Raw genomic sequence first — 24,658 nt, 5'->3', positions numbered from 1 at the left:
AGCGATGCCGAAGTACGGAATGCCCGGTGTGGCGGTCGACAGCGGAAAATCCCGCCTGGTCGGCTTGATCGCGGTGGGCCTGATCCTGGCCGTGGTGGCGGTCGTCGCGCTGCAGCGGGAATTGCGCACCGACGACGGTTTGCACATCGCGCTGCACACCGAGCAGATCGGTGACGGCGTGCTGGCGGGGACCCCGGTGCGGGTGGACGGCGTGCAGGTCGGCGAGGTCACCGAGATCGACCCGGCCGAGCGGGGCACCCAGCGAATTTCGCTGCGGCTGGACCGCTCCCAGCTGCACGGCATCGACGACAGCCTGCGGGTCGACTACGCCCCCGCCAACCTGTTCGGCATCAGCGAGATCGAACTGCGCCGCGGCTCCGGCGGCGCGGCCCTGCGCAACGGCGCGGTGCTCGACCTGACCGGCGCCAATTCCGACGCGATCTTCGACGCCACCATGGGCAGCATGCTGCGCAGCTTGTCGCAGACCGGCGACGCGGTGCTCACCCCGCAGATGGCGACGGTGATCAGCCAGGTCTCCCACGATATGAAGGCGTTCACGCCGCTGGCGCAGTCGATCATCCAGGTCGCCCAGATCGTGACCGACACCCAGCGCATGCCCCCCTCCGAACTGGCCGGTCGGCTCGGCCCCGCGTTCTACGGCGCGGGCAATTTCGCCGGGGCCAACGAGGTGATGGTGGACATGATCCGCAACATCCCACGGCTGCAGACCAATCGGGACTCCTTCGATGCCGGGGTGCGGATGCATACCCAGACCCTGCTGCCGGGCATCGCGCGCCTGGGCGCCGTCCTCGGCGACGATCTGTCCGGCACCACCGACATGCTCGTGCCGGTGCTGCGGCTGCTCGCGCAGATGGTGCCGACGCCGCAGCAGTCCGGCGCCGATCTGACCGAGTTCCTGCGCAGGTTGCGGGCGGCGATGCCCGACACCCCGAACGGGCCGGTGCTCAACACCGAGATCGATCTGAGCGGAATGCCCGTGCTGGCACCGTTGCTGGGAGGCCACCGATGAAGGTGAGTGCCGCCGCGTGGCGGCTGGGATTGTTCGCCGCGGTGATGATCGTGGTGCTCGCGATCGTCTGCACGGCCATCAAGCGCCCCGTGCCGGGGCCCACCGAACAGCACGACGCGCTGTTCACCGATGCCAACGGCCTCAAGGTCGGCGACGACGTGCGCATGTACGGCGTGCAGGTCGGCAAGGTCGACGCCGTCACTCTCGACGGCGCGCAGGCCCGGGTCCGGTTGTCGCTGAAGACCGATGCGCCGATCTACGACAATTCGAAGCTGGCCATCCGCTACCAGAACCTCACCGGCCAGCGCTACATCGACCTGCAGCAGCAGCCGCAGCCCGGTCGGCGCATCGCGAGTGGGGCCACCGTCGGCACCGACCACACCGTGCCCTCGTTCGATGTCACCAGCATGTTCAACGGCCTGAAGCCGGTGCTGGCCACAGTCTCTCCGGAGGAGATCAACCAGTTCAGCGCCAGCATGGTCGCCCTCATCGAGGGCGACGGCAACGGCGTCGGACCCGCGGTGGAGGCGATCGACAAGCTCGCCGCGCACGTCAAGGACCGTCAGGTGGTGATCGACAAGGTGCTGCAGAACCTGTCCGACCTGCACGATACGGCGGGCGGGAAGATCCACTACATGGCGCCGCTGCTGGCCCGGCTCGCCGACATCTTCTCCGGCCTGCAGACCAATATGGCCGGGCTGGCCGACTTCGCGGCGGCCGCGCCCTCGGTGCTGGGACCGCTGGACAATCTGTTCACCGCCCTCGGGCTGCAGAGCCCGGACGACGTGGAGGCGTTGATCCGCAAGATCTTCCCCGATCCGCAGCAGGCGCTCGAGGTGTTCGACAAGCTGCCCGGTCTGCTGGCCGGATTCGATTCGGCCATCCCCAAATCCGGCGCCTCGGGCTGGAAGCCGCAGTGCTCCAAGGGGAAGGCCGACGTGCCGCAGGTGCTGGGCGTACTGATCGCGGGACAGCAGGTGGCGGTATGCGCTGGGTGAGCGGGTTGTTCGGGGAGCGTCGGGTCGTCGGTGAGCCGGAGAAGGTGCGGCGCGAGGTCCGGCTGGGCATCGTCGGCGTCGTGCTGGTGGCGGCCCTGGCGGTCGCGGCGGGGGTGCTGTACGTCGTCCCCATCGGCAAGAAGACCTATTCCGCCGACCTGGCCGAGGCGCAGTCGGTGCAGGCCGGTGACGATATCCGCGTCGCCGGGATCAGCGTCGGCAAGGTGAAATCGCTGGAGCTGAAACCGGATCGGGTGGTCATGCGGTTCACCGTCGACTCCTCGGTGTTCGTCGGCGATCGATCCACCCTGGACGTGCGGATGCTGACCGTCGTCGGCGGCCACTACGTCGCGCTGTTTCCCTCGGGCACCAACCCCCTGGGCGGCCAGCACATTCCGATGGACCGGGTGCGACTGCCCTACAGCCTGGTGCAGACCTTCCAGGACGCGGCCGAACCCCTGGCCAAGATCGACGGCGACACCCTGCGGCGCAATCTGGCCGCCCTGGGCAACTCCGTCGCGCAGGCGCCGGACACGCTGCGCACCACGCTGGACAGCCTCGCCAGCTTCGTCGACGATCTCGATCGCCAGCACGTGATGATCTCCAAGGCGATCGCCAACGCCGACGAATACGTAACCCTCTACGACACCGCCAAGGGTTCGCTGGGCAGGCTGGTGCAGGCCACCAACCTCATGGAGGACCTGGTGCTGAGCAAGCGCGCCGAATTGCGCGAGGGCCTGCGGGAATTGAACGCGGTGATCAGCAAGGCGGCGGCGATCGCGCCCATCTACAACGAGATCAAGCCCAAGCTGCAGCCGCTGTTCGACGCGGTGCCGCGGATGGAGGAGCTGCTCAACAAGCTCGATCCGGTCATCGGTTCGGTGCAGAGCCTGCAGCAGAAGCTGTCGCAGCTGGCGATCCCCGACGACGGCGTGCGGGTCGACCAGTCCGGTCAGACCATCACCGCCAGAGTGTGCGTGCCGGTGCCGGGAAGGGATTGCTGATGCTGCACAAGATCCTGGGATCGCGGGCGTTCATGTCGGTGGCGGGTGCGGCCGTGGCCGTGATCCTCGTCGTCGTGGGCTATTTCATCGCCTTCGATCCGGCGAAGAAGACCCAGAGCTACTGCGCGATCATGCCCGACAGCGTCGGGCTGTATGTCGGCAATCAGGTGACCATGCGCGGCATTCCGGTCGGCAAGGTCACCTCGATCGCCAATCAGGGCAAATCGGTGAAGGTGGAATTCGCCGTCGAGGCCGACAAACCGGTGTACGCCGACGCGGGCGCGACCACGCTGTCGGAGAGCATCGTCGCGGCGCGCGAACTGGCGGTGGTGTCCAGCGGTAAGAACACCGCGCGCTGGAATCCCGCGCAGTGCATCACCAAGACGTTGACGCCCAAGAGCGTCACCGAGACGTTGAACGCGGTCGCGCAGCTGTCCAAGGAGATCGACGGCGCGGACTCCAAGACGCCCAACGCACTCGCGCACGGCCTGTCGGAGCTGAACGAGGCGACTGCCGGAACCGGGCCGCAGATCAACCAGATCATCAAGAAGCTGAGCGGGGCCATGGCCTCGCCGGACGCCGATATCGGCCATCTGGTCGGGGTCTTCGACGCCTTCGCCTCGGTCGGCAAGAAGGTCGAGGAGCACTGGGGCGATATCGAATCGATGTTCACCCGGTTGGCACCGGTGCTCATCGCCTCGCGAACCGATCTGCTGGAACCGGGTGCGCAGGTGATCGACGGTCTCGCGGCGCTGCTGCCGGTGCTCAACGATCTCACCACCGCCTTCGGTGATCCGATCCTGAAGGGTCTCGACGTGACCGTGCCGCTGGTGAAGTTCCTGCGGGCCCGGGTCGGCTCGCTGGCCCAGATCGTCGCGATGACGCCGGTGCTGACCGATGCGTTCCGGTCGGTGGGACAGCACGGAATCGCTTATGCCCCACCGAAGGTGGCGCTGCCGCAGCCGAATGCCGAGCAGATCTGCGCAGCGGTGAACGCGATGGCGCCGGGGCGGTGCACCGCCGACGGCGGGCTGGTCAAGGTCGATATGGCGGCGCTGGTGTTCGGATTGGCAGGTGCGCGATGAGAATTGGACGTTTCGCGGCGGGGCTCGCGGTGGTGGTGGCCGCGGCGCTGCCCGTCACCGGCTGCGCCTTCGATCCGTCGTCGGTTCCGGTGCCGGGAGCGGAGGTGTCCGGGGACACCTACGACATCCGCATCCAGTTCGCGAATGTGCTGAATCTCCCGGCGCGGGCCAAGATCATGGCCAACGGCGCCCAGGTCGGCACGGTGTCCGGTGTGTCGGTGGTGGATTCGGGCAAGACCGGCGGGCGCGGCGGCTACGTCGAGGTGACCGCCAAGATCTCGCGCTCGGTGCGGTTGCCGGCGGCCACCCGCGCCGAACTGCGCCAGAACACGGTGCTCGGAGACATCCACGTCGCGCTGATCACCCCGCCCAATGGATTCGACAAGCTGCTGCCCAGCGGCGGCACGATTCCGCTGGCCCAGACGAAACCGCCGGTCCAGCTCGAGGACACCATGGCCGCGCTGGCCACCTTCACCCAGGGCGGGGCGGTCCAGCAGGTGCAGGACACCATCCGCCAGATCAACGACGTGCTGCCCGCCGACACCGCGCGGACCGCGCAGATCGGCAAGACCATGGCCGCCGACGCCGTCGACCTGGGTAACCACCTGGACCGGCTGGACTCGCTGCTCGACGGCATCGACAACAACACCAATGTGCTGCACGGGATTCGGCCGGTGCTGGCCGACCTGCTCAACCAGACCTCGGTGGATCAGATGAACGGCATCGCCCCGTCCATCGTCGGGGTGTTCCAGATCTTCAAACAGCTCGGCCCGATCGGCACCTCGCTGACCTGGCTGGGTCCGCTGCTGACCAATGCCGACGGCACGGTGCAGGCATTCCTGCCGCTACTGGCCTCGGCCCGGCCGCTGGATCTGAGCCAGCCGTCGAATCTGCAGGCGGTGGTCGCCCTCATCCGCGACAAGATCATTCCGTTCGCGCAGCACGGTCCCAAGGTGAACATCACCGGCGTGAAAACCGATGCGCCGGTGCCGGTTCAGGAACAGACCGACCGAATCGTCCAGACCCTGCGCATGATCGGAGTCGTGCGATGAAGCTCGGGCCGCTGGCCTCGCTGGGCGGTATCGCCGCCATCACCGTGCTCGGCGCGGGCTATCTGACCTTCGGTGTGGTGCGGGTCGATCCGCTGGCCGACTACACCCACGCGACGATGGTGCTGACCAATTCCGGTGGGCTCGCCGTGGGCTCGCCGGTGCTGCTCACCGGCATCGAGGTGGGGCGGGTCAGCTCGGTCGCCAACAGCGCCGGTGGGGTGGAGGTGGGCCTGAAGCTGGCCGCCGATCGGCATGTGCCCACCGACAGCGTGGTCACCATCGAACATCTGTCCGCGCTGGGCGAACCGTATGTCGAGTTCCGGCCGAATGGCGACGGGGGACCCTACATTCGGGACGGTCAGCAGCTGACGACGTCGAATGTGCGCATGCCGCTGTCGATTCCGGAGGTCGCCCGGCTGGCCACCAAGACCCTCAATCAGCTCGATCCGCAGGTCGTCGGCTCGCTGGTGGATACCGCCGAGAAGTCCCTGGCCGACACCGACGGCGCGATCCCCAATCTCGCGCGGTCGGGCGATCTGCTCGCGGCGGCGATCATGAGCCGCAATCCGCAGATCGTCTCGCTGCTCAACAGCTTCCAGAACACGGCGACCAATATGGACTGGGTTGGCCCGTCCTTCAGCGCCGCCGCCCCGGAATGGGTCAAGTTCACCGAGGCGCTGAACAATCTGGTCGCCCATGTCGGTCGCATGGTCGACAGCGAGCCGATCGACAAGTACACCACCGGCAACGGCATCGCCCCGTTCACCGAGAAGAACATCCAGGCGTTGCGCGAGCTGCAGCCGGAGCTGAGCTCGCTGGCCCCGGTGCTGCGCCCGCTGGTCGACGCGATCGTCGCCGCGGCGCCGCGCATCGATATTTCCGCCCTGATCTCCCAGGCCCTCGCCGATGTCGACGCCGACGGCGCCGTCAAGGTGCGGGTCGGTATCAAATAGGAAGGAGGACGCGATGTCGAACGACGTTGTGACCGAACCGAAGCAGGCCGTCGAGGAGGACACCGCGGTGGCCGCATCGGCGGCGCGTAATCCGCGCACCGTCTCGATCCGCCTGTCCACGGTGGCCCTGGCGGTCGCGCTGGTGGCGCTGGCCGTCACGACCGCGGTGTTCGCCTCGCTGTGGGTGTCCGAGCGCGGCAAGGTGAGCGATCGCGATGCCGCGGCCGCCGCCGACAAGCACGCCGAGCAGGTCGCGACCGATTACGCGGTGGGCGCCTCCAATATCAACTTCCAGGACGTCAACGCCTGGGTGGCCAAGCTCAAGGCCAACACCACCCCGCAGCTGGCCAACAAGTTCGACGCCACCGCGCCGAAGCTGCAGGACATCCTGGTTCCGCTGAAGTGGACCTCCACCGCGACCCCGATCACCGCGAAGGTGATGAGTTCCGACAACGGGATCTACAAGGTGAACGTCTTCCTCAACGTCACCTCGACCAGCGCCCAGACCCCCGAGGGCGCGCAGACCACCGTCACCTACACCGTGAACGTGGATCCGAACAATGGCTGGAAGGTCGCCGACGTGGGCGGAATGGCGGGCGCACTGCCCAAGCAGTGACACGCGCCGCGCGCCGGAGCCACTCACCGCGGGGTCGACGGTAACCTCCCACACGGTCGTCGACTGGCGTTCACGTCCACCCGCTCGGGTGTCACACGGTGAGGTGTTTCGCGCATGCTCGATTTCGTGTACTACCCCGTATCGGCCGTGCTGTGGGTCTGGCACACCGGCTTCGCCGTGCTGTTCGGCGCGGCCAGCGGCGTGTCGTGGACGTTGGCGATCGTCTTTCTCGTCGTGACGGTGCGGTTGGTGCTGTACCGGCCGTTCGTCGCGCAGGTGCGCTTCGCCCGGACCATGGCGGTGCTGCAACCGCAGATCCGCCAGTTGCAGACCCGGTTCGCCGACGATCGCATGCGGCTGGCGCAGGAGATGCGCGGTTTACAGCGTGAGCACAAGTTCAATCTGCTGACCGGCTTCCTGCCGATCCTCGGCCAGCTGGTTGTCTTCCTCGGCCTGTACCACGTGCTGCGATGCTTCGATCACGAAGGCAGCAACTACGTCTTCTCGGCCGATCGAGTCCACTCGTTCCTGCACGCCGACCTGTTCGGCGCCCAACTCTCGGCCACCCTGCTCAACCCCGCCGGCGCCCTCGCCACCATCCTCACCCTCACCATCCCCCTGGTCCTGATCTCCGCCACCGCAACCCATTTCACCGCCCGCGCCGCCATCGCCCGCCAACTCGAATCCACCCCCCAAACCCGGGTGATCAACCCGATCATGCTCTGGCTGCTCCCGGTGTGCTCCCTGCTGGCCGGGCTGATCATGCCCCTGGGCATCCTGATCTATTTCGCCACCACCAGCAGCTGGACATTCCTGCAGCAGCTTTATATTCACCGGAAGCTGGGACCGATCGAGCCGGCCGGTGTGGTCGCGGGGGAGGAATAACCCCGAAGCGGGGATCTAGCGGCGAGGCCAGAACAGAGCGAGCGCCAGAACGATCGACGGAATTCCGATAGCGACGACGAGCCCTAGCTGCCAGCCGTTCATATCGCCTCCCGCCCGGTCTCGTCATCGGCCCGGGTGACGGTGCCCCGGTGGGGGCGGTACAGCTCCAGCCAGACGCCGAGGTTGCCGTCGTCGGTGTCGTCCTCATCGGCCATGAGCTCCAGCACGCCGCCGTCGAACACGAGAAGTTTTGTGCGCCAGGCCATTTCGTTTCTGCCTTGGGTTGGAGGGGTCTGTCGGATCGACGTTAGGCGCTGCGGCGTTGCTGAAGCCAGGAAGTTTCTCGAGGTTTCTCCGCAAGTCTTAATTCATTGACCGGGGGATGTGTGGGAGCGACGATAGAGAAGCGAGAAACATTGAGAAACTCACTGCACAAAGGGGGTTGGCAATGCAATTGAAGTTCTTGGGTAAGAGCACCGCTGGTGGTCAATCGCCCACCTTGTACGCGAGCGACCGGAGTACCTATGTGTGCCAGGGGTGGCGGACCGGCGAAGCCGATCGCATCGAGATACCGCACAGGCTTCTCCAGTACCTCGAGCCGGGCACGTGCCTGGGTACTGTGTTGCAGGACACGGGGCGCGGTACGTTCATCCTGCGGGGTGAGCCCGTTATTGATCCGGAAGTGTTGGCGCAGATGAACATTCCCGATCATGAGATGAGTGTGGAGATCCCGATGGGACAGGAGGTTCGGCCGGATGCGACTCCACTACGGTGAGGACATGACGAGGCTGTTCCGCTCCGATTGGCAGGTAGCGGTCCATCTGGAATTGGAGGACACCTACACGACTCCGGAAGAGGCAGAACCGTTTCGGAAGTTTCTGGAGGGAGAGCCCGATGATTACGCCTGGTTCTCCGACTGGGCGGATCTCGTTCGAGACTTGACCACCAATGGACGGACGATGCGCCGCGTCCGTGTGGTCACCGTTCCGCACGTGGACTATACGAGATGGAGTTTGGTCGTGGCCGCTCGGAACGAGGCAGCCGGGGAGGACGTCCGATACATACCCCGGCATACGGTCGATCCCGCGTTGGTGGCCGGTGACGACTGGTGGATCTTCGACGACGACCTGGTCGCCTTCAGCGTGTTCACCCCGGAGGGTGCGGGCGCTGGCCTGGCGACCACCACCGACCCGGTGATCGCGGCACACATTCGCAATGTTCGTGATCGCTTGTGGCCGTTGGCTATTCCGTATACCGAGTACGTCGCGGCGTCCGTGGAGCGGTGACCTACGCGGTACAGCAGTCGCGGGAGGCTCTCGGCAGCCGTCTTCGTGATCTTCGCAAAGAGTCGGGGTTGACCGCGCGAGCGTTTGCTCGCGCGGTCAACTGGGTCCCGTCGAAGGTGTCGAAGCTCGAGCGCGGGCGCCAGACACCAACCGAAAGCGACATACGAACGTGGTGCCGACAGTGCCGCGCCGAGAACCAGACCGCCGATCTCATCGCATCGCTGAGGAATATCGAAGCCGCCTATCTCGAGTGGCGGCGGATGCGCCTTCCGCACCGGCAGCGTCAGTCCATCGCCTGGGAGTCCGGAACCAAGCTGATGCGCTGGTACGAGCCAGTCCTCGTGCCAGGTCTGCTGCAAACCCCCGAGTACGCGGAGGCGGTTCTCGGCCGGGTGCAGGACTTCTACCATGGGTCCCGCGATGACCTCCCGGACGGACTGGCCGCTCGTCTGGAGCGACAGCAGGTTCTTTACCGAGGAGACCACCGGTTTCATTTCATACTCGCCGAGCAGGCCCTGCACACAACGGTCGGAAACGACGACATCATGTTTGGGCAATTGGATCGGCTCCTGATCGCGATGTCGCTGCCTCGGGTAGTGATCGGGGTAATCCCGTCCGACGCCCAGTTCATCGTGCCGCTTTCCAATTTCTGCATGTTCGACACCAAGCGGGTGCTGGTCGAGACGATCACCGCCGAGTTGACGATCACGCAGCCCGGCGAGCTGGTTTTGTACGAGAAGACATTTCAAACACTCGCCAGGCAGGCCCTGGTCGGGGACCGTGCCCGGGTCTTGATCCGAACGGCCATGGCGCAGCGTCGGGAACCGCTCCGAAACGGTCCGGAAGCCTAGGTAGCTCGGTCCCTCGGGGCGCTTTATCGCCGTGGATCGAGGGACCGACCTGTTGCCCCTACGCGAAATATCGCTCAGGCTCCCCCTCCCGGCTGGGTGGGTCGCTCGCCTCGCCCGGGCTGCCGGGGTGGGTGATCACCACCGCCGCCACGGTGAGGATCTGGTCGAGATCCACGCCCGCGGTTGCCAACCGGGCGATTATTCCCAGGCGGCGTTCCGGGCCGTTGGGGTGGATGTGGATTTCGCGGCGGGAGGTTCGGGCCACGAACTGGTGGTGGCGGGCGTCGTAGCGGACGGGGAGGCCGTCGCGGATGGCTCGGTAGGCGTCGATGTTCAGGGCTCGGTGGCGGGTGGGGTCGATCAGGAGGTCGGCGATGAGTCGTTCCGCCTGGTCGGTCAGGACCGCGGCCGCCGCCGGGTCCAGGTGGTGCGCGCGTTGCGCCACCCGTCGGCGGTACTCGTCGACGGGTCTGCGCAACAACTGCCGGTGTCGCTCGGCCTCGGCATGCAGCCGAGTGTCACCGGCATCGGACGTCGACGGGTACGGGTCGGACATGGATACGCCTCTCCTCGGGTTGCGGATAACTTTGCGGTGCAACCGGTTCGGCGTCCGATGGAGATGAGTATGCCGGAGGGGTCCGACAAGTTTCGGTGGGCGCGGTTCAGCGGATCGGTTTGGGGGTGCCGTAGGCGAGGCGGGCCGAGACGTCGGCGACCGCCTGCTGCTGGGCCGCGGACAGCGGGCGGGGGTTACCGGCGGACGCGGCGTCGAGATAGATTCCGCACGCCCACTCCAGCAGCAGCGCGTGTTCGACCGCCAGCTCGAGCGTCTCGCCCACCGTCACCGCGCCGTGATTGGCCAGCAGGGCCGCCTGCCTGCCGTCCAGGGAATCCCGAACGGCCCCGGCCAGCTCCGCGGTGCCGAACGGATGGAAGGGCACCACCGGCGTCGCGCCGCCCAGCGGCAACTGCTGATAGTGGATCACCGGCAGCTCGTCGCGCACCAGTCCGAGGGCGATCGCCCGGGGCGCATGGGTGTGCACCACGGCCCGCGCCTCGAGGGACCGGTAGATGCCCAGGTGCAGTTGCAGTTCCGAGGTCGGGGCCAGCCGACCGGCGAGTACCGCGCCATCGAGATCGACGACCGTCACCTCGTCCGCGGTGAGCAGCCCCAGCGCCGTCCCCGTCGCGGTGACCGCCACCCGATCCGCCACGCGCACACTCACGTTGCCCGCGGTCCCGATGAACAATCCGGCCGCGGCCAGCCGCTGGCAGGCCGCGGCGATCTGCGCGCGTTCGGTCGACATCACCCGATCAGCCTAGGTCCCGCGGCTCAGCAGCCGGGGGACAGGAAGGCCCGAAGATATCCGCCGGACTGGCGGACGTACATCCACGCCCAGTACCGCCACCCGGATTCGGCGGGACTGGCGACCATGGTGATCTCCCCGGAAAAGCATGTGCCGACGATGTAGCGCGCCCGGGAGACGTGCGGGGTATTGGTGATCACGATGAGGTGCCGCCACCCGAATCGCGCTGCCCGCCTAGCGATTTCCCGTGCCTCGCCCTGCGTGGTCCACGGATCGGGTACGAAACAGTCGACGTGGAAGGAATATCCGCCGTCGCAGTACCGGTCCATCACATGGTCGTCGGTCCCGGTGGAGCGGGAGATCAGCAGCTCGGGCGCGTATCCGCGCCCGGCCAGGTCCAGGCCCATGTCGAAGCGCTCGTAGGCCGTTCCGCCCAGCACGACGACGGCGTCGGCCGGGCGCAGCGGATCGATCTGCGGGTGCACGAACACCGGCAGGCCCGCGACCGCGAGCCCCGCGACCAGCACGGCGAATCCGACGAGGGTGACCACGGCCCGTCGCAGCGCACGCACACCGCGACGATACCGGCTACTGCGGGGCCTCCTTCGCCAGCGGTTCGCTGGTGCGGGTATGCGCCGACCCGCCCCAGCCCACCGACGATTCGGCGCGCATCCGATGCACCATATGCGGATAGTGCAATTCGAAAGCCGGTCGCTCGGAACGGATCCGGGGCAGTTCGTAGAAGTTGTGCCGCGGCGGCGGACAGCTGGTGGCCCATTCCAGCGAATTCCCGTAGCCCCACGGATCGTCCACGGCGACCACCTGCCCGTACCGGTAGCTCTTGAAGACGTTCCACACGAACGTGATCATCGACAGTCCCAGCACGAACGAGCCGATGGTGGAGATCATGTTCAACGCCGTGAAGCCGTCCTCGAAACGGTAGTCGGCATAGCGGCGCGGCATACCCTCCGCGCCCACCCAGTGCTGCACCAGGAAGGTCAGGTGGAAGCCGAAGAACGTACTCCAGAAGTGGATTCGGCCCAGCCGCTCGTCCAGGAAGCGCCCGGTCATCTTCGGGAACCAGAAGTAGATCCCGCCGAAGGTGGCGAACACGATGGTACCGAACAGCACGTAATGGAAATGCGCCACAACGAAATACGAGTCGGTGACGTGGAAGTCCAGCGGCGGACTGGCCAGGATGATGCCGGACAGCCCACCGAACAGGAAGGTCACGATGAATCCGATGGCCCACAGCATGGGCGTTTCGAAGGTGAGGGTGCCGCGCCACATGGTGCCGATCCAGTTGAAGAACTTCACCCCGGTGGGCACGGCGATCAGGAACGTCATGATGGCGAAGAAGGGCAGCAGCACGGCTCCGGTGGCGAACATGTGGTGCGCCCACACCGCCACCGACAGCCCGCCGATGGCAAGGGTGGCGTAAACCAGTGCGGTGTAACCGAATACGGGCTTGCGACTGAACACCGGAATGATCTCGGTGATGATGCCGAAGAACGGCAGCGCGACGATGTAGACCTCGGGGTGGCCGAAGAACCAGAACAGGTGCTGCCACAGAATGGCCCCGCCGGTGGCCGGATCGTAGATGTGCCCGCCGAGATGCCGGTCGTAGGCCAGGGCCATCAGCGCCGCGGTGAGGATCGGGAACGCGAGCAGCACCAGCACGCTGGTCACCAGGATGTTCCAGGTGAAGATCGGCAGCCGGAACATGGTCATGCCCGGACAGCGCAGGCAGATCACCGTGGTGATCATGTTGACCCCGCCGAGAATGGTGCCCAGACCCGACACCGCCAGGCCCATGATCCACAGATCCGCGCCGACACCGGGCGCGTGTTCGGACAGGCTCAGCGGGGTGTAGGCGGTCCACCCGAAGTCCGCCGCGCCGTTCGGGGTGATGAACCCCGCGGTGGCCATGGTCGCGCCGAACAGATACAGCCAGTAGCTGAGCGCGTTCAACCGCGGAAACGCCACATCGGGCGCGCCGATCTGCAACGGCAGGATGCAGTTGGCGAAGCCGAACACGATCGGCGTCGCGTAGAACAGCAGCATGATCGTGCCGTGCATGGTGAACAGCTGGTTGTACTGCTCGGGCGAGAGGAACTGCAGCCCCGGTCGCGCCAGCTCGGCGCGCATCAGCAACGCCATCAACCCGCCGATCAAGAAGAACGCCGTCGCCGAGACGATGTACATGATCCCCAGCAGCTTGGGGTCGGTAGTGGTGACGATGTCCCAGATACGGGAACCCTTGGGGGCGACCCGCCGAGGGAACGGCCGGACGGCGTCGATCTCGGCGGCCCCGCGAGATGGTGCTGTGGTCACAGATCCTCCTCGAGCCCAATCACTTTCGAGTGTGGCACCGGTGGAAGATCAACTGCGGAAAACCGCGATCTTCGACTCGCTCACGCCGCCCGGATGCCCCAGGGGGTAGCGTGCAAACCAGCGTGTCCGCGAGCCCCACAACCTGAACCTGCCAGCGCGCCGCAGCAGCGACGCAGACCAGACGAGGTGGTGTCCATGACCGCAGCTTGGCCCAATTCGTTCGGGACGTTCGACGATATCTTCACTCGCTTCTTCGGTCCCGGCATGACCGCGCAGCCGCCGGTGCAGCGCACCGATCTGGGCCGGTTGCTCAGCGACAACGCCAAGAGCCTGATCGCCGAGGCCCGCGCGGCCGCCCAGAAGTGGGGCAGCGCCGAGATCACCCCCGAGCATCTGCTCTACGCGGCCAGCAAGGTCGAGCCCTCGCGCGGTGTGGTCGCCCAGCTCGAGCTCGATCCGGACAAGATCGCCGACCAGATGCGCGCGGCCGCCAAACACGCCGCCAAGCAGGCCCCCGGCCGGGCCGCCGACGGCGGTCTCGCGCTCAGCCCCGCCGCCAAGCTGACGCTGCGCAACGCCCAGCGCAGCGCCGCGGAGTCGGGGGCGAGCTATATCGGTCCCGAGCACATCCTGCTCGGCATCGCCGCGAACTCCGACAGCCCCGCGGCGCAGGCGCTCTCGGGTGCGAAGCTGCCGGTCGGCGAGGGGGCGAAGAAGCCGAGCGACACCCCCACCCTCGACGAATACGGCCGCGACCTCACCGCCGACGCCCGCGCGGGCAAGGTCGATCCCGTGGTCGGGCGGGCCGAGGAGATCGAGCAGACCATCGAGATCCTGTCCCGGCGGCGCAAGAACAATCCGGTGCTGATCGGCGATCCGGGCGTGGGCAAGACCGCGATCGTGGAGGGGCTGGCGCAGCGGATCGTCAACGACGACGTGCCGAGCACCCTCGCGGGTCGCCGGGTCGTCGCCCTGGATGTCGGCTCGCTGGTGGCGGGCAGCAAGTATCGCGGTGAGTTCGAGGAGCGGCTCACCAAGATCCTCGACGAGGTGCGCGCGCACTCCGATGAGCTGATCCTGTTCATCGATGAACTGCACACCATCGTCGGCGCGGGATCCGGCGGCGAGGGCTCGATGGACGCGGGCAATCTGCTCAAGCCCGCGCTGGCCCGCGGCGAGCTACACGCCATCGGGGCCACCACCATCGACGAATACCGCCGCTACATCGAGAAGGACGCGGCGCTGGAACGGCGCTTCCAGCCGGTGCTGGTGCCCGAACCGTCGGTCGAGGACACCATCGAGATCCTGCGCGGGCTGGTCGACACCTACGAGGAGCATCACCAGGTGCACTACCCGGACGAGGCGCTGGTGGCCGCGGCCGAACTGTCCGATCGCTACATCACCGACCGCTTCATGCCGGACAAGGCCATCGATCTGATCGATCAGGCCGGAGCGCGGGTGCGTCTGCGCGCCCGCATGCCCGGACCGCAGCTGCGCGAGGCCAGGGAGGAGCTGGCGCGGCTGGAGCGGGAGAAGGACGCCGCGGTGGCCGCCGAGGACTACGCCCGCGCCGACGGGCTCAAGGCGCAGATCGGCGCGGCGCAGGAGCGGGTCGACCACGTCGAGGACGACGAGTCGCCCACGGTGCTGGTCGACGATATCGCCGAGGTGGTGTCGCGGCAGACCGGAATTCCGGTGTCGGAGCTGACCGTCGAGGAGAAGCAGCGGCTGCTGCAGCTGGAAGACGTGCTGCACCGGCGGGTCATCGGGCAGGAGGAGGCCATCGTCGCGGTGGCGGAGGCGGTGCGCCGGGCGCGGGCGGGCCTGAAGGATCCGAATCGACCGATCGGCTCGTTCCTGTTCCTCGGTCCGACCGGCGTCGGCAAGACCGAGCTGGCCAAGGCGCTGGCCGAGGCGGTCTTCGGCGACGAGGACCGGATGATCCGCTTCGACATGAGCGAGTTTCAGGAGAAGCACACGGTGTCCCGGCTGGTCGGCGCGCCGCCCGGCTACGTCGGCTACGACGACGCCGCCCAGCTCACCGATCGGGTGCGCCGCCAACCGTATTCGGTGATCCTGTTCGACGAGGTCGAGAAGGCCCATCCGGACGTGTTCAACGTGCTGTTGCAACTGCTCGACGACGGCCGGGTCACCGATGCCAAGGGGCGCACGGTCGATTTCAAGAACACGATCGTCATCATGACCAGCAATATCGGCTCGGATCTGATCCTGAGCGCCCCCGCCGGTGACGTGGACGCCATCACCCCGCGCCTGATGGAGCGGCTGCAACAGCACTTCCGACCCGAATTCCTCAACCGCATCGACGAGACCATCGTCTTCCACCGCCTCGACCAACAGCAGCTGCGGCGGATCGTGGATCTGGTGCTGGACGGCCCGCGCCGCCGCCTGCACGCCCAGGACATCGTCCTCGACGTCACCGATACCGCGCGGGACTGGCTGGCGGACAACGGTTATCAGCCCGAGTTCGGCGCCCGCCCGCTGCGCCGGACGGTGCAGCGGGAGCTGGAGAATCGGGTCTCCAAGCTGGTGCTCGGCGGCGAGCTGAATCCCGGGGACACGGTGCGCGTCGACGCCGACGCCAACGGTCTGCTCGTCGAGGCGGTGACCAAGTCCGGCAAGACCGAGGCGCTGTCGACCAACGGCAGCAAACCCGCCCGGAAGGCCGCAAAGAAGTCCGCCACCGCCAAATCCGGGAAGACGAAGAACTGACGCGCCGCTCGCCGATTCACGAACCGTAGCCGCGCAGCAGGGGCAGGTAGACGGCGTCGATGATCTCGACGAGCACCTCCTCGCGCACGCTGGTGACGCCGTGGCTCGCGAATTCGTTGCGCAGCAGGGCAATCGGCACGGCGGCGACGCGCGGACGCACCGCGGCCGCGGCGACCTCGCCGCGGCCGACCGCGCGCTCCAGGATCGTCAGCCAGGGCCGGATTTCCGCATCGCCGGACCGGTCCCGGAGGCGATCGAGCAGTTCGGGATCGTCGGCGGCGTGTGCCAGCAGTCCGCGCAGGATCTCGCCGAGCGGTGAGGCCAGGTGGGAGTTGGCCCGCCGCAACAACTCCAGGGCGTCCGTGCGCAGCGCACCGGTATCCGGGATGCGCAGCTCGGTGCTGGTCAGCTGGCGGTAGGCGGCCACACCCAGGGCAGCGCGGCTGGGCCAGCGACGATAGATGGCGTTCTTGTTGGTCCCCGCGCGGCGGGCCACGCCGTCCATGGTCATGCCCGGGTAGCCGGAGGCGAGCAGTTCGTCCACCGCCGCGCGCAGGATGGCCTGTTCCAGGATCGCGCCGCGTCGCCGCGGCCTTCTCGTCTCGCTCATCAGGGTACTCATCGTACCTTGTGGGTACCGTTCCGGTTCGTTTATCGTCGTCCATAAGGTACGGGAGGTACCTTAAGGACGAAGGAGGCGGCCGATGCGAGCGATCGGCGTTTGTTACGACACCGGCTACATCAACCAGGGCACCAGCACCCATGAGCCGTTCCGGCCCGAGATCGTGCGCCGGGAGCTGGAGATCATCGCGAACGAGCTGCGCTGCGACGCGGTCCGGATCACCGGTGGCCATGTCGACCGGCTGAAACTGGCCGCCTCGCTGGCGGCGGAGGCGGGCCTGGAGGTGTGGCTGTGCCCGTTCGTGAACGAGATCACCGAGGAGCAGCTGCTCGAGTTGCTCGCCGACTGCGCGAAACATGCGGAGGCGCTGCGGATTCGGGGTGCGGAGGTGGTGCTGGCGGTGGGCGCGGAGCTGAGCCTGTTCCTGCTCGGCTACGTGCCCGGTGCGACGCTTCCCGAGCGCGCCGCGCGGCTGTTCGGACCGGACGGTGCGCCGATTCGGGAGCGAATCCCACAGCGCCTCAACGACTTTCTAAACCGCGCCGCCGAACTGGTGCGCAGTCACTTCGGCGGCAGGGTGACCTATGCGTGCCTGCCCCACGAACAGGTCGACTGGACTCCGTTCGACATCCTCGCCACTGACGCCGGATACCGATCCCCGGAGCTGGCGTCGAACTACCGGGACCAGATCGCGGCCTTCGTCGCACAGGGGGCGAAGCAGGGAAAGCCGGTGGCCATCACCGAATTCGGCTGCGCCACCTACCGCGGTGCGGCCGATCGCGGACCGCGCGGCTTCGATGTCGTCGAATGGGATGCGGACCCGGTGCGCCTGGACGCCGACTACGAGCGGGACGAGGCCGCACAGGCCGCCCATCTGACCGAACTGCTCGCCATCTTCGACGCCACGGGCGTCGACACCGCGTTCTGGTACTGCTTCGCCCGCTACGACCTGCCGCATCGCGACGCCCCGCGCGAGGACTTGGATCTGGCGAGCCCGGGTCTGATGAAGGTGCTGGATGTCGCGGTCGGACGGCAGGAGCCGAAGGCGGCCTTCGCCGCGCTGGCCGGGATCAGGTCCGGACGCGACTCGGATCGCGTCGCACGGTCGACGGTGTGACGCCCCACCAGCGGCGGCAGCATCGGGTGAAGGTGGACTGCTCGGACAGGCCGATGAGCGAGGCGACCTGGCTCATCGGCAGGTCGGTCGAGGTGAGGTAGCGGCGGGCCTCGCTGCGACGTACCTCGTCCAGGATCCCCGCGAACGAGGTGCCCGCCGCGGCCAACCGGCGCTGCAGGGTGCGCGGGTGCAGTGCGAGCAGCCTTGCCACGGCGGCGATTTCGGGAGCGGTGGTGCCGAGCAGCTGGCGCACCGCGGCGCTGACCCGGGGCACGATGGACGCGCCCGCGTCCGCGGACTGCTCGGCGAGGAATGCCATCGCCAGCCGCCGCAGCGTCTCGTCCCCGCCCGCCAGCGTGTGCGCGGCGAGCGTGCGCGGCACCCGCAGCAGTGCGCCCGGGCGCTCGAAACGCACCGGGGCGCCGAAGAATTCCTCGTACACCTCCGCGGGCGCGGGCGGCCGGTAGGGCAGATCCACCGAACGCAGCGCGTACGGGCCGTCCACCAGGCGCTGAATCGCCCGGTGCAGGAACGCCAGGCCCAGATCGGTGCCCTGCACCGGCGGGGGCGGCGGCACGCCGTAGTGCAGCGCGATCAATCGGGGATCGCCGTCCGGATCGGGTTCCAGGGTCAGGCTCAGCGATCGGGCGTGGACGAACAGGTAGCGGGAGGTGCACTCCAGTGCGTCGGCCAGGGTGGGCGAGGTGCGGATGGCCAGCGCCAGCGGCCCCAGCATGCCGAGGTCCTGCCGGGCCCCGATGCGCAGGCCCAGATCCGGGCACCCCAGCCGATCGGCCGCGATCTCCAGCACGGTGGCCACGGCCTGATCGGAGACCAGCAGATCGTCGGCGTCCAGCGCCGCGGCCGGGAGCCCGGCCAGCGCGGCGAATTCGTCGGCATTGCCGCCCAGTTCGGCCACGGCGGCCCGAAAGCCCCGCAGCCCGGCCGAGCGAATCACCGACATGTCGTCCAGAGTCAAATACTTGTCGCGTGAAGTCAAGAAGCGCCGAGGGTGACCCAGCACACTGGAAGCCATGGAACATCTCGACGTCGTCATCGTGGGCGCCGGACTGTCCGGAATCGGCGCCGCCTACCGGTTGCAGACGGAGTTGCCCGGCAAGAGCTATGCCGTCCTGGAGGCCCGCGATTCGATCGGCGGCACGTGGGATCTGTTCCGCTACCCCGGAATTCGTTCCGACTCCGATATGTTCACCCTCGGCTATCCGTTTCAGCCGTGGCGTGACGCCAAATCCATCGCCGATGGGCCCTCGATTCTGCGCTATATCACCGAGACGGCCGCCGAACACGGGATCGACAAGCGCATCCGGTTCGGCGCCAAGGTGATCGGCGCCGAGTGGTCCAGCGCCGACGCGTGCTGGACGCTGACCGTCGACCAGGGCGGTGAGCGGCGCACCCTCACCTGCGGATTCCTGTACAGCTGCACCGGCTACTACGACTACGACCAGGGGCACGCACCGGAATTTCCCGGGGTGGAATCGTTTTCGGGCCGGATGGTGCATCCGCAGTTCTGGCCGGAGGATCTGGACTACGCGGGCAAGCGGGTCGTGGTGATCGGCAGTGGCGCGACCGCGGTCACCCTGGTTCCGGCCATGGCCGCCGATGCCGAGCGGGTGACCATGCTGCAGCGCAGCCCCACCTGGATCTCGGCGGTCCCCGGCCGGGACAAATACGCCGATCGCATCCGGGAACTGCTGCCGCCCGCGCTCGCGCATCGGGTGATCCGCACCAAGAACATCCTGTTCAGCGTCGGTTTCTACCAGTACTGCCGCCGTCGCCCCGAGGCCGCCCGCAGGCTGCTGACCGGGCTCACCACCCGCATCCTGAAGGACGAGGCGCTGGTCGCCGAGCACTTCACCCCCGACTACAACCCGTGGGATCAGCGGCTGTGCGCCGTGCCGGACGCCGACTTCTTCAAGGCGATGCGCAAGGGGAAGGCCGAGGTGGTCACCGATCACATCGACACCTTCGTGCCGGAGGGGATCCGGCTGCGGTCCGGCCGGGTGCTGCCCGCCGATATCGTCGTCTCCGCGACCGGACTGAAACTGCTTGCCTTCGGCGGCATTTCGCTCACGGTGGACGGCGAGCCGGTCAAGTTGTCCGAGCGCTTCGTCTGGCAGGGCACGATGCTGTCCGGGGTGCCCAACTTCGCGATCTGCATCGGCTACACCAACGCCTCCTGGACGCTGCGCGCCGATCTGACCTCGCGACTGGTCTGCAAGGTGCTCGCCCACCTGGACCGCCGCGGCTATCCGGCCGTGGCCCCGCAACCCGAGGGCCGCCTCGACGAGCGGCCGCTGCTGGATCTGGCCTCCGGTTATATCCAGCGTTCGATCGGTGACTTCCCGCGCCAGGGCGGGCGTCACCCGTGGAAGGTCCGGCAGAACTATCTGCTCGACTCCGCCACCGCCCTGCGCACCAATCTGGACCGGACGCTGCGGCCGGTGCGGCGCGCGGCGGTGCTCGAGCGCGTCTGATTTCGGATGCCGGAGGTGTGCTGAGCGCGATTCGGGGTACGCGCGCTGTGTGGACCATTCACGTGCACCGGTACTGGAAGCACTGGCCGACTACCAGCGCCTCGGGCGGTACGGGTTCACCCCGCCCGGGCACCGGCAGGGTCGCGGTGCGGATCCGCGCGTACTCGACGTGCTCGGGGGCGCGCTGGCAGTAGACGTTCTCGCCGGTCCGGGCCTGGACGACCGGCTGGCGCGCGGCAACTACCTCGGTGACGCCGAGGAGTTGATGGCCGATGCGGTCGGCGCGGAGATGGCCTTCTTCTCCACCTGCGGCAGCTCGCTGTCGGTGAAGGCGGCCATGATGGCCGTGGCCGGGCACGACGGCGGGCTGATTCTCGGCCGCGACAGCCACAAATCGGTAACCGCCGGGCTCATCTTCTCCGGCGTCCAGCCGCACTGGGTGCCACCGCGCTGGGACGCCGAGCGGCACTTCTCCCATCCGCCCTCGCCGCAGCAGGTGCGCGAGGCCTGGGAGCGTCATCCCGATGCGGCGGGTGCGCTGATCGTGAGCCCGAGTCCGTACGGCACCTGCGCCGATATCGAGGCCATCGCCGAGATCTGTCATGAGCGCGGGAAGCCGCTCATCGTGGACGAGGCGTGGGGCGCGCATCTGCCGTTCCACTCCGACCTGCCGACCTGGGCGATGGACGCGGGCGCGGATGTCTGCGTGGTGAGCGTGCACAAGATGGGCGCCGGATTCGAACAGGGGTCGGTGTTCCACGTGCAGGGCGATCTGGTGGACCGCGGCAAGTTGAAGCTGTGCGCGGATCTGCTCATGACGACGAGTCCGAATGTGCTGCTGTACGCCGCGATCGACGGCTGGCGGCGGCAGATGGTCGAGCACGGCGCCGAATTGCTCAGCGCCGCACTGGAAACCGCGCGGCACGCACGCACGGCGCTCTCGCGCATACCCGGCATCGAGGTGATGGAAGATCAGCTGCTCGGTGTGGAGGCCTCCCACGATCTGGACCGGCTGCAGGTGCTGATGGATGTATCCGCCACCGGCGCATCGGGTTACGAAGTCGCGGACTGGCTGCGCGAGCACCGGCACATCGATATGGGGCACAGCGACCATCGGCGCACCCTGGCCACGCTGTCGATGGCCGACGACAAGTCCACGGTGGATGCCTTGGTCGACGCGCTCATCGCCTGGCGAACCCAGCTGAAAGAGCCTGCGCCGCACGAGATCGCGCTGCCCTCGCCACGCGATCTGGAACTCGAGACCGTGATGCTGCCGCGCGAGGCGTTCTTCGGCCCGTGCGAGGCGGTGCCGATCGAGCAGGCGCCGGGGCGCATCGCCGCCGAACAGGTGACGCCGTATCCGCCCGGCATCCCGGTGATCGTGCCCGGCGAGCTGATCGATCGGGCCGTAATCGATTATCTGAGAACGGGTCTCGAGGCCGGGCTCAATGTGCCCGACCCCGCCGATCCGAAGCTGAACACCCTGCGAGTCGTGGCGCGATGAGTGATCTGCCCGTCGTCGAGACATTGGACGAATTGACCGAGGTCGTCACCGAACAACCGCTCTACCTTCGGTATTCGCACGGACCGGAGGCCGATGCCGAAGCCGGGCCCAGCCGCGACTACGAGGCCGAGGTGGATCTGCCCGGCCTGTCGGTCACCACGCTCGGCCCCGAACCGTGGTGGCCGCGCCCGGCGCGCGACTGGGTGGCGCGGCGGCTGTGCAAGTACGCCGAACTCGCCGTCGAGCGCGGCCGGTTCGGCTGGCTGCTCGCCGGGCGCGAGGTCGGCCACGGACCCGATCACGAGCCGATCGTCACCGACGTCCAACCGGTCGCGCGCATCGCCGACCGCGTGATCGACGAGGCCCAGCGCGTCTACCACGACCGCTTCCAGGTGGGCCGGGACTCCCGCGACTGACCCCAGCCGCACCCCTTCCCGCCCTTCGCACCCGTTCCGGCCGCCCGGAACGGGTGCGAAGGGCGGGAAGGGGTGCGTGGCTTCGGCAGGCCCGAGCGTGATGGCGGATTTCCGCCGGTGGTGCGGGTGGGGGTGGGGCAGATTGGGTGGTGGAAACGCGACGAGAGCGACGGAAGGATTCGTGATGAGCGTGTACACCACGATCGATAGCCCCCTCGGTGAGCTGTTGCTGGTCGGGGAGCAGGCCGGGGACGCGGTGGTGCTGACCGCGCTGTCGATGGCCGGGGGGAAGGGGCGGGCGGTGCGCGCGGAATGGGTCGAGCGGCCGGAGGCGTTCACCGGGATCGTCGAGCAGCTGCGCGCGTACTTCGCCGGGGAGCGCACCCGCTTCGATATCGAATACGATGGCGTCGGAAGCGATTTCCAGCGCCAGGTGTGGCAGGCGCTCGACGAGATCCCCTACGGCAGCACCGTCACCTACGGCCAGATCGCCGCGCGCATCGGCGCGCCGCGCGCGGCCGTGCGGGCGGTCGGCGCGGCGATCGGCGCGAATCCGCTGCTGATCGTGCGCCCGTGCCACCGGGTGATCGGCGCCAACGGTTCGCTCACCGGCTACGCCGGGGGAGTGGAGCGCAAGCGGCAGCTGCTGGAGCTGGAACATGTCGCGTGAGACCGCCCCCGCCGGTGTCGCGGCCCGGGTCGCCGAACAGGACTGGGACCGGTTGGGCGCCGAACTCGACGACCACGGCCACGCCCTGACCGGCCCGCTGCTCGACGCGGACCAATGCCGTCGGCTGGCCGGGCTGTACGGCCGCGACGAGCTGTTCCGCACCACGGTCGACATGGCACGGCACCGCTTCGGTTCGGGCGAGTACCGCTACTTCACCCACGACCTGCCCGCGATCGTGGGTGAGCTGCGGGCGGCGTTCTATCCGAAACTGCTTCCCATCGCCCGGGATTGGGCCGGGCGGCTGGGGCGGCCCGGATCGTGGCCGGAGCGGCTGGCGGAGTGGATCGAGCTGTGCCATCGGGCCGGGCAGGTGAAATCGGCGCAGATCCTGCTGCGCTACGGGACCGGCGACTGGAACGCGCTGCACCGGGACCTGTTCGGGGAGATGATCTTCCCGCTGCAGGTGGTCGTCGGGCTCGATGTACCGGGCGTCGACTACACCGGCGGGGAGTTCCTCATGGTCGAACAGCGGCCCCGGGCCCAGTCCCGCGGTGCGGCGGCGCTGCTGCCGCAGGGGCACGGCCTGATCTTCACCACGCGTGAGCGGCCCGTGCGCGGTGCGCGGGGTTGGTCGGCGGCGCCGATGCGGCACGGGGTGAGCACGGTGCGTTCGGGGCGGCGACACACGCTCGGCCTGGTCTTCCACGACGCGTGAGGTACATCCTGATCGGCGCGGACGGAAGGCCATATCGCAGCGCGGATCCGGGCGCGCTCGGCGGGCATCGGCGGTTGCGGATCTACGGGCGGCTGGATTGCCCCTCGGCGCTGCGGGCGCTGGCGCGCGGAGGCTATGCGGCGAATCGGGTGTTCTTCGCGGACGCGGCCACGGCCGTGGCCGCCGGATACCGTCCCTGCGCGGTCTGCCTGCGCGCGGAATATCGGCGCTGGAAACAAGAACGGGCGCAATCCGTTTCGGGTGATTAGTCCGTTTGTGGGGATCGAGCCCGATGCCTGCGCCGGATCGGCGTCGGATGTGGGGTGAAGCGGCGGTGGATGTACTGCAGCGCCACCAGCAGCACCAGGGCCACGGCCGCGGCGACGAAATCGCCGGTCACCACGCCCAGGATGGCCAGTGCGCCGAAGACCGGCGGTTCGAGCAGCGCGCACCAGCCCAGCACGCGCAGTCGGGTGGAATGGGCGTCCAGCCAGGCCAGGCCGTCGTCGACGATGTCCTCGGCGGTCTCGTACTCCACCAGACCGTCGCCGACCTGGACGAACAAATGCACCGCCTGGTCGCGGGTGATCTTGCCCAGCCACGCCTCGTCGATGAGTCGCTTACCCTCTACGGCGACTTCCGTGATGACCGCGTCCATACTGCGGAGCCCTTTCCAGTCAGTGCCGCAGATTCTAGGCTTCCCTTTGGCAACCGCGCCGTTATCCAGCCAAAACCGTTAAGCCACGGTTGAAATCGGTTCGGTGTAGAGGTGCAGGATAGCCCACGCCGGACGTGGCGCGACAAGCCGTCAACGCGGGGGTCTCCGCGGCGACGCGAAGGCGCTGGCGCCCACGGCCGCGACCAGCTGGTCGTTCTCCACGATCAGCCACCGCCCGCAGACGCAGCGCAGATAGCGCACCGACCCGTGCGCGGAGATCGCCGTCGGGGTGGACCAGGAGCACGTGGGACAGGTGGCGGACATGAATCC

At 67.9% G+C, this 24,658-nt stretch carries 28 protein-coding genes; 19 read left to right on the top strand and 9 right to left on the bottom strand.

The features are described 5' to 3' along the window. The first annotated feature begins 4 nt into the window (after window positions 1-4). From NDR87_RS32135 to yidC, 8 genes are all read left to right on the top strand, one after another. Window positions 5-1,030: an MlaD family protein gene (locus NDR87_RS32135; protein ID WP_251917606.1), complete on the top strand. Its 1,026-nt coding sequence runs from the start codon at window positions 5-7 to the stop codon at window positions 1,028-1,030. Then, the gene (locus NDR87_RS32130) at window positions 1,027-2,028 is read left to right on the top strand and encodes an MlaD family protein (protein WP_251917605.1); all 1,002 of its coding nucleotides are present in this window, start codon (window positions 1,027-1,029) and stop codon (window positions 2,026-2,028) included. The genes NDR87_RS32135 and NDR87_RS32130 overlap by 4 nt, the downstream gene beginning before the upstream one ends. Further along, window positions 2,016-3,032, top strand: a complete 1,017-nt coding sequence (locus NDR87_RS32125; protein WP_251917604.1) for an MlaD family protein — start codon at window positions 2,016-2,018, stop codon at window positions 3,030-3,032. Before NDR87_RS32130 ends, NDR87_RS32125 begins: the two co-directional genes overlap by 13 nt. Further along, complete coding sequence (locus NDR87_RS32120; protein ID WP_251917603.1) at window positions 3,032-4,117, top strand: MlaD family protein; 1,086 nt, start codon at window positions 3,032-3,034, stop codon at window positions 4,115-4,117. The genes NDR87_RS32125 and NDR87_RS32120 overlap by 1 nt, the downstream gene beginning before the upstream one ends. Next, a complete protein-coding gene (locus NDR87_RS32115; protein ID WP_251917602.1) occupies window positions 4,114-5,169 on the top strand; it encodes an MlaD family protein in 1,056 nt (351 codons plus the stop codon). Before NDR87_RS32120 ends, NDR87_RS32115 begins: the two co-directional genes overlap by 4 nt. Beyond that, window positions 5,166-6,122, top strand: a complete 957-nt coding sequence (locus NDR87_RS32110) for an MlaD family protein (RefSeq protein ID WP_251917601.1) — start codon at window positions 5,166-5,168, stop codon at window positions 6,120-6,122. The genes NDR87_RS32115 and NDR87_RS32110 overlap by 4 nt, the downstream gene beginning before the upstream one ends. A 13-nt stretch (window positions 6,123-6,135) precedes the next feature. Further along, entirely contained in the window at window positions 6,136-6,738 is a 603-nt protein-coding gene (locus NDR87_RS32105; protein ID WP_251917599.1) for a hypothetical protein, read from the top strand. Between the two features lie 114 nt (window positions 6,739-6,852). Continuing rightward, the gene (yidC, locus tag NDR87_RS32100) at window positions 6,853-7,623 is read left to right on the top strand and encodes a membrane protein insertase YidC (RefSeq protein WP_251917598.1); all 771 of its coding nucleotides are present in this window, start codon (window positions 6,853-6,855) and stop codon (window positions 7,621-7,623) included. A 98-nt stretch (window positions 7,624-7,721) separates the two neighbouring features. Here yidC and NDR87_RS32095 read toward each other — a convergent pair whose 3' ends face one another. Beyond that, the gene (locus NDR87_RS32095) at window positions 7,722-7,889 is read right to left on the bottom strand and encodes a hypothetical protein (protein WP_251917597.1); all 168 of its coding nucleotides are present in this window, start codon (window positions 7,887-7,889) and stop codon (window positions 7,722-7,724) included. A gap of 182 nt (window positions 7,890-8,071) precedes the next feature. On the opposite strand from NDR87_RS32095, the gene NDR87_RS32090 reads away from it, so the two are divergent. From NDR87_RS32090 to NDR87_RS32080, 3 genes are read left to right on the top strand one after another with little or no spacing between them, the layout of a single operon-like run. After that, window positions 8,072-8,398, top strand: a complete 327-nt coding sequence (locus NDR87_RS32090; RefSeq protein WP_251917596.1) for a hypothetical protein — start codon at window positions 8,072-8,074, stop codon at window positions 8,396-8,398. A gap of 4 nt (window positions 8,399-8,402) precedes the next feature. Continuing rightward, the gene (locus tag NDR87_RS32085) at window positions 8,403-8,909 is read left to right on the top strand and encodes a DUF6879 family protein (RefSeq protein WP_251917595.1); all 507 of its coding nucleotides are present in this window, start codon (window positions 8,403-8,405) and stop codon (window positions 8,907-8,909) included. Further along, window positions 8,906-9,760, top strand: coding sequence for a helix-turn-helix transcriptional regulator (locus NDR87_RS32080; protein WP_251917594.1), 855 nt, complete (start codon window positions 8,906-8,908; stop codon window positions 9,758-9,760). Before NDR87_RS32085 ends, NDR87_RS32080 begins: the two co-directional genes overlap by 4 nt. Window positions 9,761-9,818: 58 nt before the next feature. Here the strand turns inward: NDR87_RS32080 and NDR87_RS32075 are convergent, their stop codons facing one another. From NDR87_RS32075 to ctaD, 4 genes are all read right to left on the bottom strand, one after another. After that, window positions 9,819-10,316: a hypothetical protein gene (locus tag NDR87_RS32075; protein ID WP_251917593.1), complete on the bottom strand. Its 498-nt coding sequence runs from the start codon at window positions 10,314-10,316 to the stop codon at window positions 9,819-9,821. Window positions 10,317-10,422: 106 nt separating this feature from the next. After that, window positions 10,423-11,067: a class II aldolase/adducin family protein gene (locus NDR87_RS32070; protein ID WP_251917655.1), complete on the bottom strand. Its 645-nt coding sequence runs from the start codon at window positions 11,065-11,067 to the stop codon at window positions 10,423-10,425. A gap of 26 nt (window positions 11,068-11,093) precedes the next feature. Then, window positions 11,094-11,639 (bottom strand): YdcF family protein, encoded by a 546-nt coding sequence (locus NDR87_RS32065; RefSeq protein ID WP_251917591.1) that lies wholly within the window; start codon window positions 11,637-11,639, stop codon window positions 11,094-11,096. Between the two features lie 16 nt (window positions 11,640-11,655). Then, entirely contained in the window at window positions 11,656-13,401 is a 1,746-nt protein-coding gene (gene ctaD, locus NDR87_RS32060) for a cytochrome c oxidase subunit I (RefSeq protein WP_251917590.1), read from the bottom strand. 195 nt (window positions 13,402-13,596) lie between these two features. Here ctaD and NDR87_RS32055 point away from each other — a divergent pair, with 195 nt between their 5' ends. Further along, complete coding sequence (locus NDR87_RS32055; protein WP_286014279.1) at window positions 13,597-16,131, top strand: ATP-dependent Clp protease ATP-binding subunit; 2,535 nt, start codon at window positions 13,597-13,599, stop codon at window positions 16,129-16,131. 16 nt (window positions 16,132-16,147) lie between these two features. On the opposite strand, the gene NDR87_RS32050 is transcribed toward NDR87_RS32055, so the two are convergent. Next, entirely contained in the window at window positions 16,148-16,753 is a 606-nt protein-coding gene (locus tag NDR87_RS32050; RefSeq protein WP_251917589.1) for a TetR/AcrR family transcriptional regulator, read from the bottom strand. Between the two features lie 82 nt (window positions 16,754-16,835). Between NDR87_RS32050 and NDR87_RS32045 the strand changes: the two genes are divergently transcribed. After that, window positions 16,836-17,870 (top strand): hypothetical protein, encoded by a 1,035-nt coding sequence (locus tag NDR87_RS32045; protein ID WP_251917588.1) that lies wholly within the window; start codon window positions 16,836-16,838, stop codon window positions 17,868-17,870. On the opposite strand, the gene NDR87_RS32040 is transcribed toward NDR87_RS32045, so the two are convergent. Next, on the bottom strand, window positions 17,824-18,834 hold the full coding sequence (locus NDR87_RS32040) for an AraC family transcriptional regulator (RefSeq protein ID WP_251917587.1): 1,011 nt from the start codon (window positions 18,832-18,834) through the stop codon (window positions 17,824-17,826). The genes NDR87_RS32045 and NDR87_RS32040 overlap by 47 nt on opposite strands. Window positions 18,835-18,904: 70 nt before the next feature. Between NDR87_RS32040 and NDR87_RS32035 the strand changes: the two genes are divergently transcribed. From NDR87_RS32035 to NDR87_RS32010, 6 genes are all read left to right on the top strand, one after another. Next, a complete protein-coding gene (locus NDR87_RS32035) occupies window positions 18,905-20,365 on the top strand; it encodes an NAD(P)/FAD-dependent oxidoreductase (RefSeq protein ID WP_251917585.1) in 1,461 nt (486 codons plus the stop codon). A 49-nt stretch (window positions 20,366-20,414) separates the two neighbouring features. Continuing rightward, window positions 20,415-21,869, top strand: a complete 1,455-nt coding sequence (locus tag NDR87_RS32030; protein ID WP_251917584.1) for an ornithine decarboxylase — start codon at window positions 20,415-20,417, stop codon at window positions 21,867-21,869. Next, on the top strand, window positions 21,866-22,285 hold the full coding sequence (locus tag NDR87_RS32025) for a DUF6098 family protein (protein WP_251917583.1): 420 nt from the start codon (window positions 21,866-21,868) through the stop codon (window positions 22,283-22,285). Before NDR87_RS32030 ends, NDR87_RS32025 begins: the two co-directional genes overlap by 4 nt. Before the next feature lie 184 nt (window positions 22,286-22,469). Continuing rightward, window positions 22,470-22,955 (top strand): methylated-DNA--[protein]-cysteine S-methyltransferase, encoded by a 486-nt coding sequence (locus NDR87_RS32020; protein WP_251917582.1) that lies wholly within the window; start codon window positions 22,470-22,472, stop codon window positions 22,953-22,955. Next, the gene (locus NDR87_RS32015; RefSeq protein WP_251917581.1) at window positions 22,945-23,670 is read left to right on the top strand and encodes a 2OG-Fe(II) oxygenase; all 726 of its coding nucleotides are present in this window, start codon (window positions 22,945-22,947) and stop codon (window positions 23,668-23,670) included. Before NDR87_RS32020 ends, NDR87_RS32015 begins: the two co-directional genes overlap by 11 nt. Next, window positions 23,667-23,939 carry an Ada metal-binding domain-containing protein gene (locus NDR87_RS32010; RefSeq protein WP_251917580.1) on the top strand — a complete coding sequence of 91 codons (273 nt, stop codon included), beginning with the start codon at window positions 23,667-23,669 and terminating at the stop codon, window positions 23,937-23,939. Before NDR87_RS32015 ends, NDR87_RS32010 begins: the two co-directional genes overlap by 4 nt. Here the strand turns inward: NDR87_RS32010 and NDR87_RS32005 are convergent. Next, on the bottom strand, window positions 23,936-24,328 hold the full coding sequence (locus NDR87_RS32005) for a hypothetical protein (protein ID WP_251917579.1): 393 nt from the start codon (window positions 24,326-24,328) through the stop codon (window positions 23,936-23,938). The two genes, NDR87_RS32010 and NDR87_RS32005, sit on opposite strands and share 4 nt — an antisense overlap. A 150-nt stretch (window positions 24,329-24,478) precedes the next feature. Further along, window positions 24,479-24,652, bottom strand: coding sequence for a hypothetical protein (locus NDR87_RS32000; protein ID WP_251917578.1), 174 nt, complete (start codon window positions 24,650-24,652; stop codon window positions 24,479-24,481). Window positions 24,653-24,658: the final 6 nt, after the last annotated feature.

It is taken from the genome of Nocardia sp. CDC159, from assembly GCF_023740735.1.
GTDB lineage: Bacteria > Actinomycetota > Actinomycetes > Mycobacteriales > Mycobacteriaceae > Nocardia > Nocardia pulmonis.
This window is presented reverse-complemented; position numbering and strand designations above follow the sequence as displayed.

Excerpts from the sequence above, each read along its gene's own strand:
- NDR87_RS32125 (WP_251917604.1), top strand. The coding sequence starts at position 2,016 with ATGCGCTGGGTGAGCGGGTTGTTCGGGGAGCGTCGGGTCGTCGGTGAG.
- NDR87_RS32130 (WP_251917605.1), top strand. The coding sequence starts at position 1,027 with ATGAAGGTGAGTGCCGCCGCGTGGCGGCTGGGATTGTTCGCCGCGGTG.
- NDR87_RS32120 (WP_251917603.1), top strand. The coding sequence starts at position 3,032 with ATGCTGCACAAGATCCTGGGATCGCGGGCGTTCATGTCGGTGGCGGGT.
- NDR87_RS32000 (WP_251917578.1), bottom strand. The coding sequence starts at position 24,652 with ATGTCCGCCACCTGTCCCACGTGCTCCTGGTCCACCCCGACGGCGATC.
- NDR87_RS32035 (WP_251917585.1), top strand. The coding sequence starts at position 18,905 with ATGGAACATCTCGACGTCGTCATCGTGGGCGCCGGACTGTCCGGAATC.
- NDR87_RS32110 (WP_251917601.1), top strand. The coding sequence starts at position 5,166 with ATGAAGCTCGGGCCGCTGGCCTCGCTGGGCGGTATCGCCGCCATCACC.
- NDR87_RS32075 (WP_251917593.1), bottom strand. The coding sequence starts at position 10,316 with ATGTCCGACCCGTACCCGTCGACGTCCGATGCCGGTGACACTCGGCTG.
- yidC (WP_251917598.1), top strand. The coding sequence starts at position 6,853 with ATGCTCGATTTCGTGTACTACCCCGTATCGGCCGTGCTGTGGGTCTGG.
- NDR87_RS32015 (WP_251917581.1), top strand. The coding sequence starts at position 22,945 with ATGTCGCGTGAGACCGCCCCCGCCGGTGTCGCGGCCCGGGTCGCCGAA.
- NDR87_RS32045 (WP_251917588.1), top strand. The coding sequence starts at position 16,836 with ATGCGAGCGATCGGCGTTTGTTACGACACCGGCTACATCAACCAGGGC.
- NDR87_RS32020 (WP_251917582.1), top strand. The coding sequence starts at position 22,470 with ATGAGCGTGTACACCACGATCGATAGCCCCCTCGGTGAGCTGTTGCTG.
- NDR87_RS32085 (WP_251917595.1), top strand. The coding sequence starts at position 8,403 with ATGACGAGGCTGTTCCGCTCCGATTGGCAGGTAGCGGTCCATCTGGAA.
- NDR87_RS32090 (WP_251917596.1), top strand. The coding sequence starts at position 8,072 with ATGCAATTGAAGTTCTTGGGTAAGAGCACCGCTGGTGGTCAATCGCCC.
- NDR87_RS32135 (WP_251917606.1), top strand. The coding sequence starts at position 5 with ATGCCGAAGTACGGAATGCCCGGTGTGGCGGTCGACAGCGGAAAATCC.
- NDR87_RS32095 (WP_251917597.1), bottom strand. The coding sequence starts at position 7,889 with ATGGCCTGGCGCACAAAACTTCTCGTGTTCGACGGCGGCGTGCTGGAG.
- NDR87_RS32025 (WP_251917583.1), top strand. The coding sequence starts at position 21,866 with ATGAGTGATCTGCCCGTCGTCGAGACATTGGACGAATTGACCGAGGTC.
- NDR87_RS32115 (WP_251917602.1), top strand. The coding sequence starts at position 4,114 with ATGAGAATTGGACGTTTCGCGGCGGGGCTCGCGGTGGTGGTGGCCGCG.
- NDR87_RS32040 (WP_251917587.1), bottom strand. The coding sequence starts at position 18,834 with ATGTCGGTGATTCGCTCGGCCGGGCTGCGGGGCTTTCGGGCCGCCGTG.
- NDR87_RS32050 (WP_251917589.1), bottom strand. The coding sequence starts at position 16,753 with ATGAGTACCCTGATGAGCGAGACGAGAAGGCCGCGGCGACGCGGCGCG.
- NDR87_RS32005 (WP_251917579.1), bottom strand. The coding sequence starts at position 24,328 with ATGGACGCGGTCATCACGGAAGTCGCCGTAGAGGGTAAGCGACTCATC.
- NDR87_RS32070 (WP_251917655.1), bottom strand. The coding sequence starts at position 11,067 with ATGTCGACCGAACGCGCGCAGATCGCCGCGGCCTGCCAGCGGCTGGCC.
- NDR87_RS32055 (WP_286014279.1), top strand. The coding sequence starts at position 13,597 with ATGACCGCAGCTTGGCCCAATTCGTTCGGGACGTTCGACGATATCTTC.
- NDR87_RS32105 (WP_251917599.1), top strand. The coding sequence starts at position 6,136 with ATGTCGAACGACGTTGTGACCGAACCGAAGCAGGCCGTCGAGGAGGAC.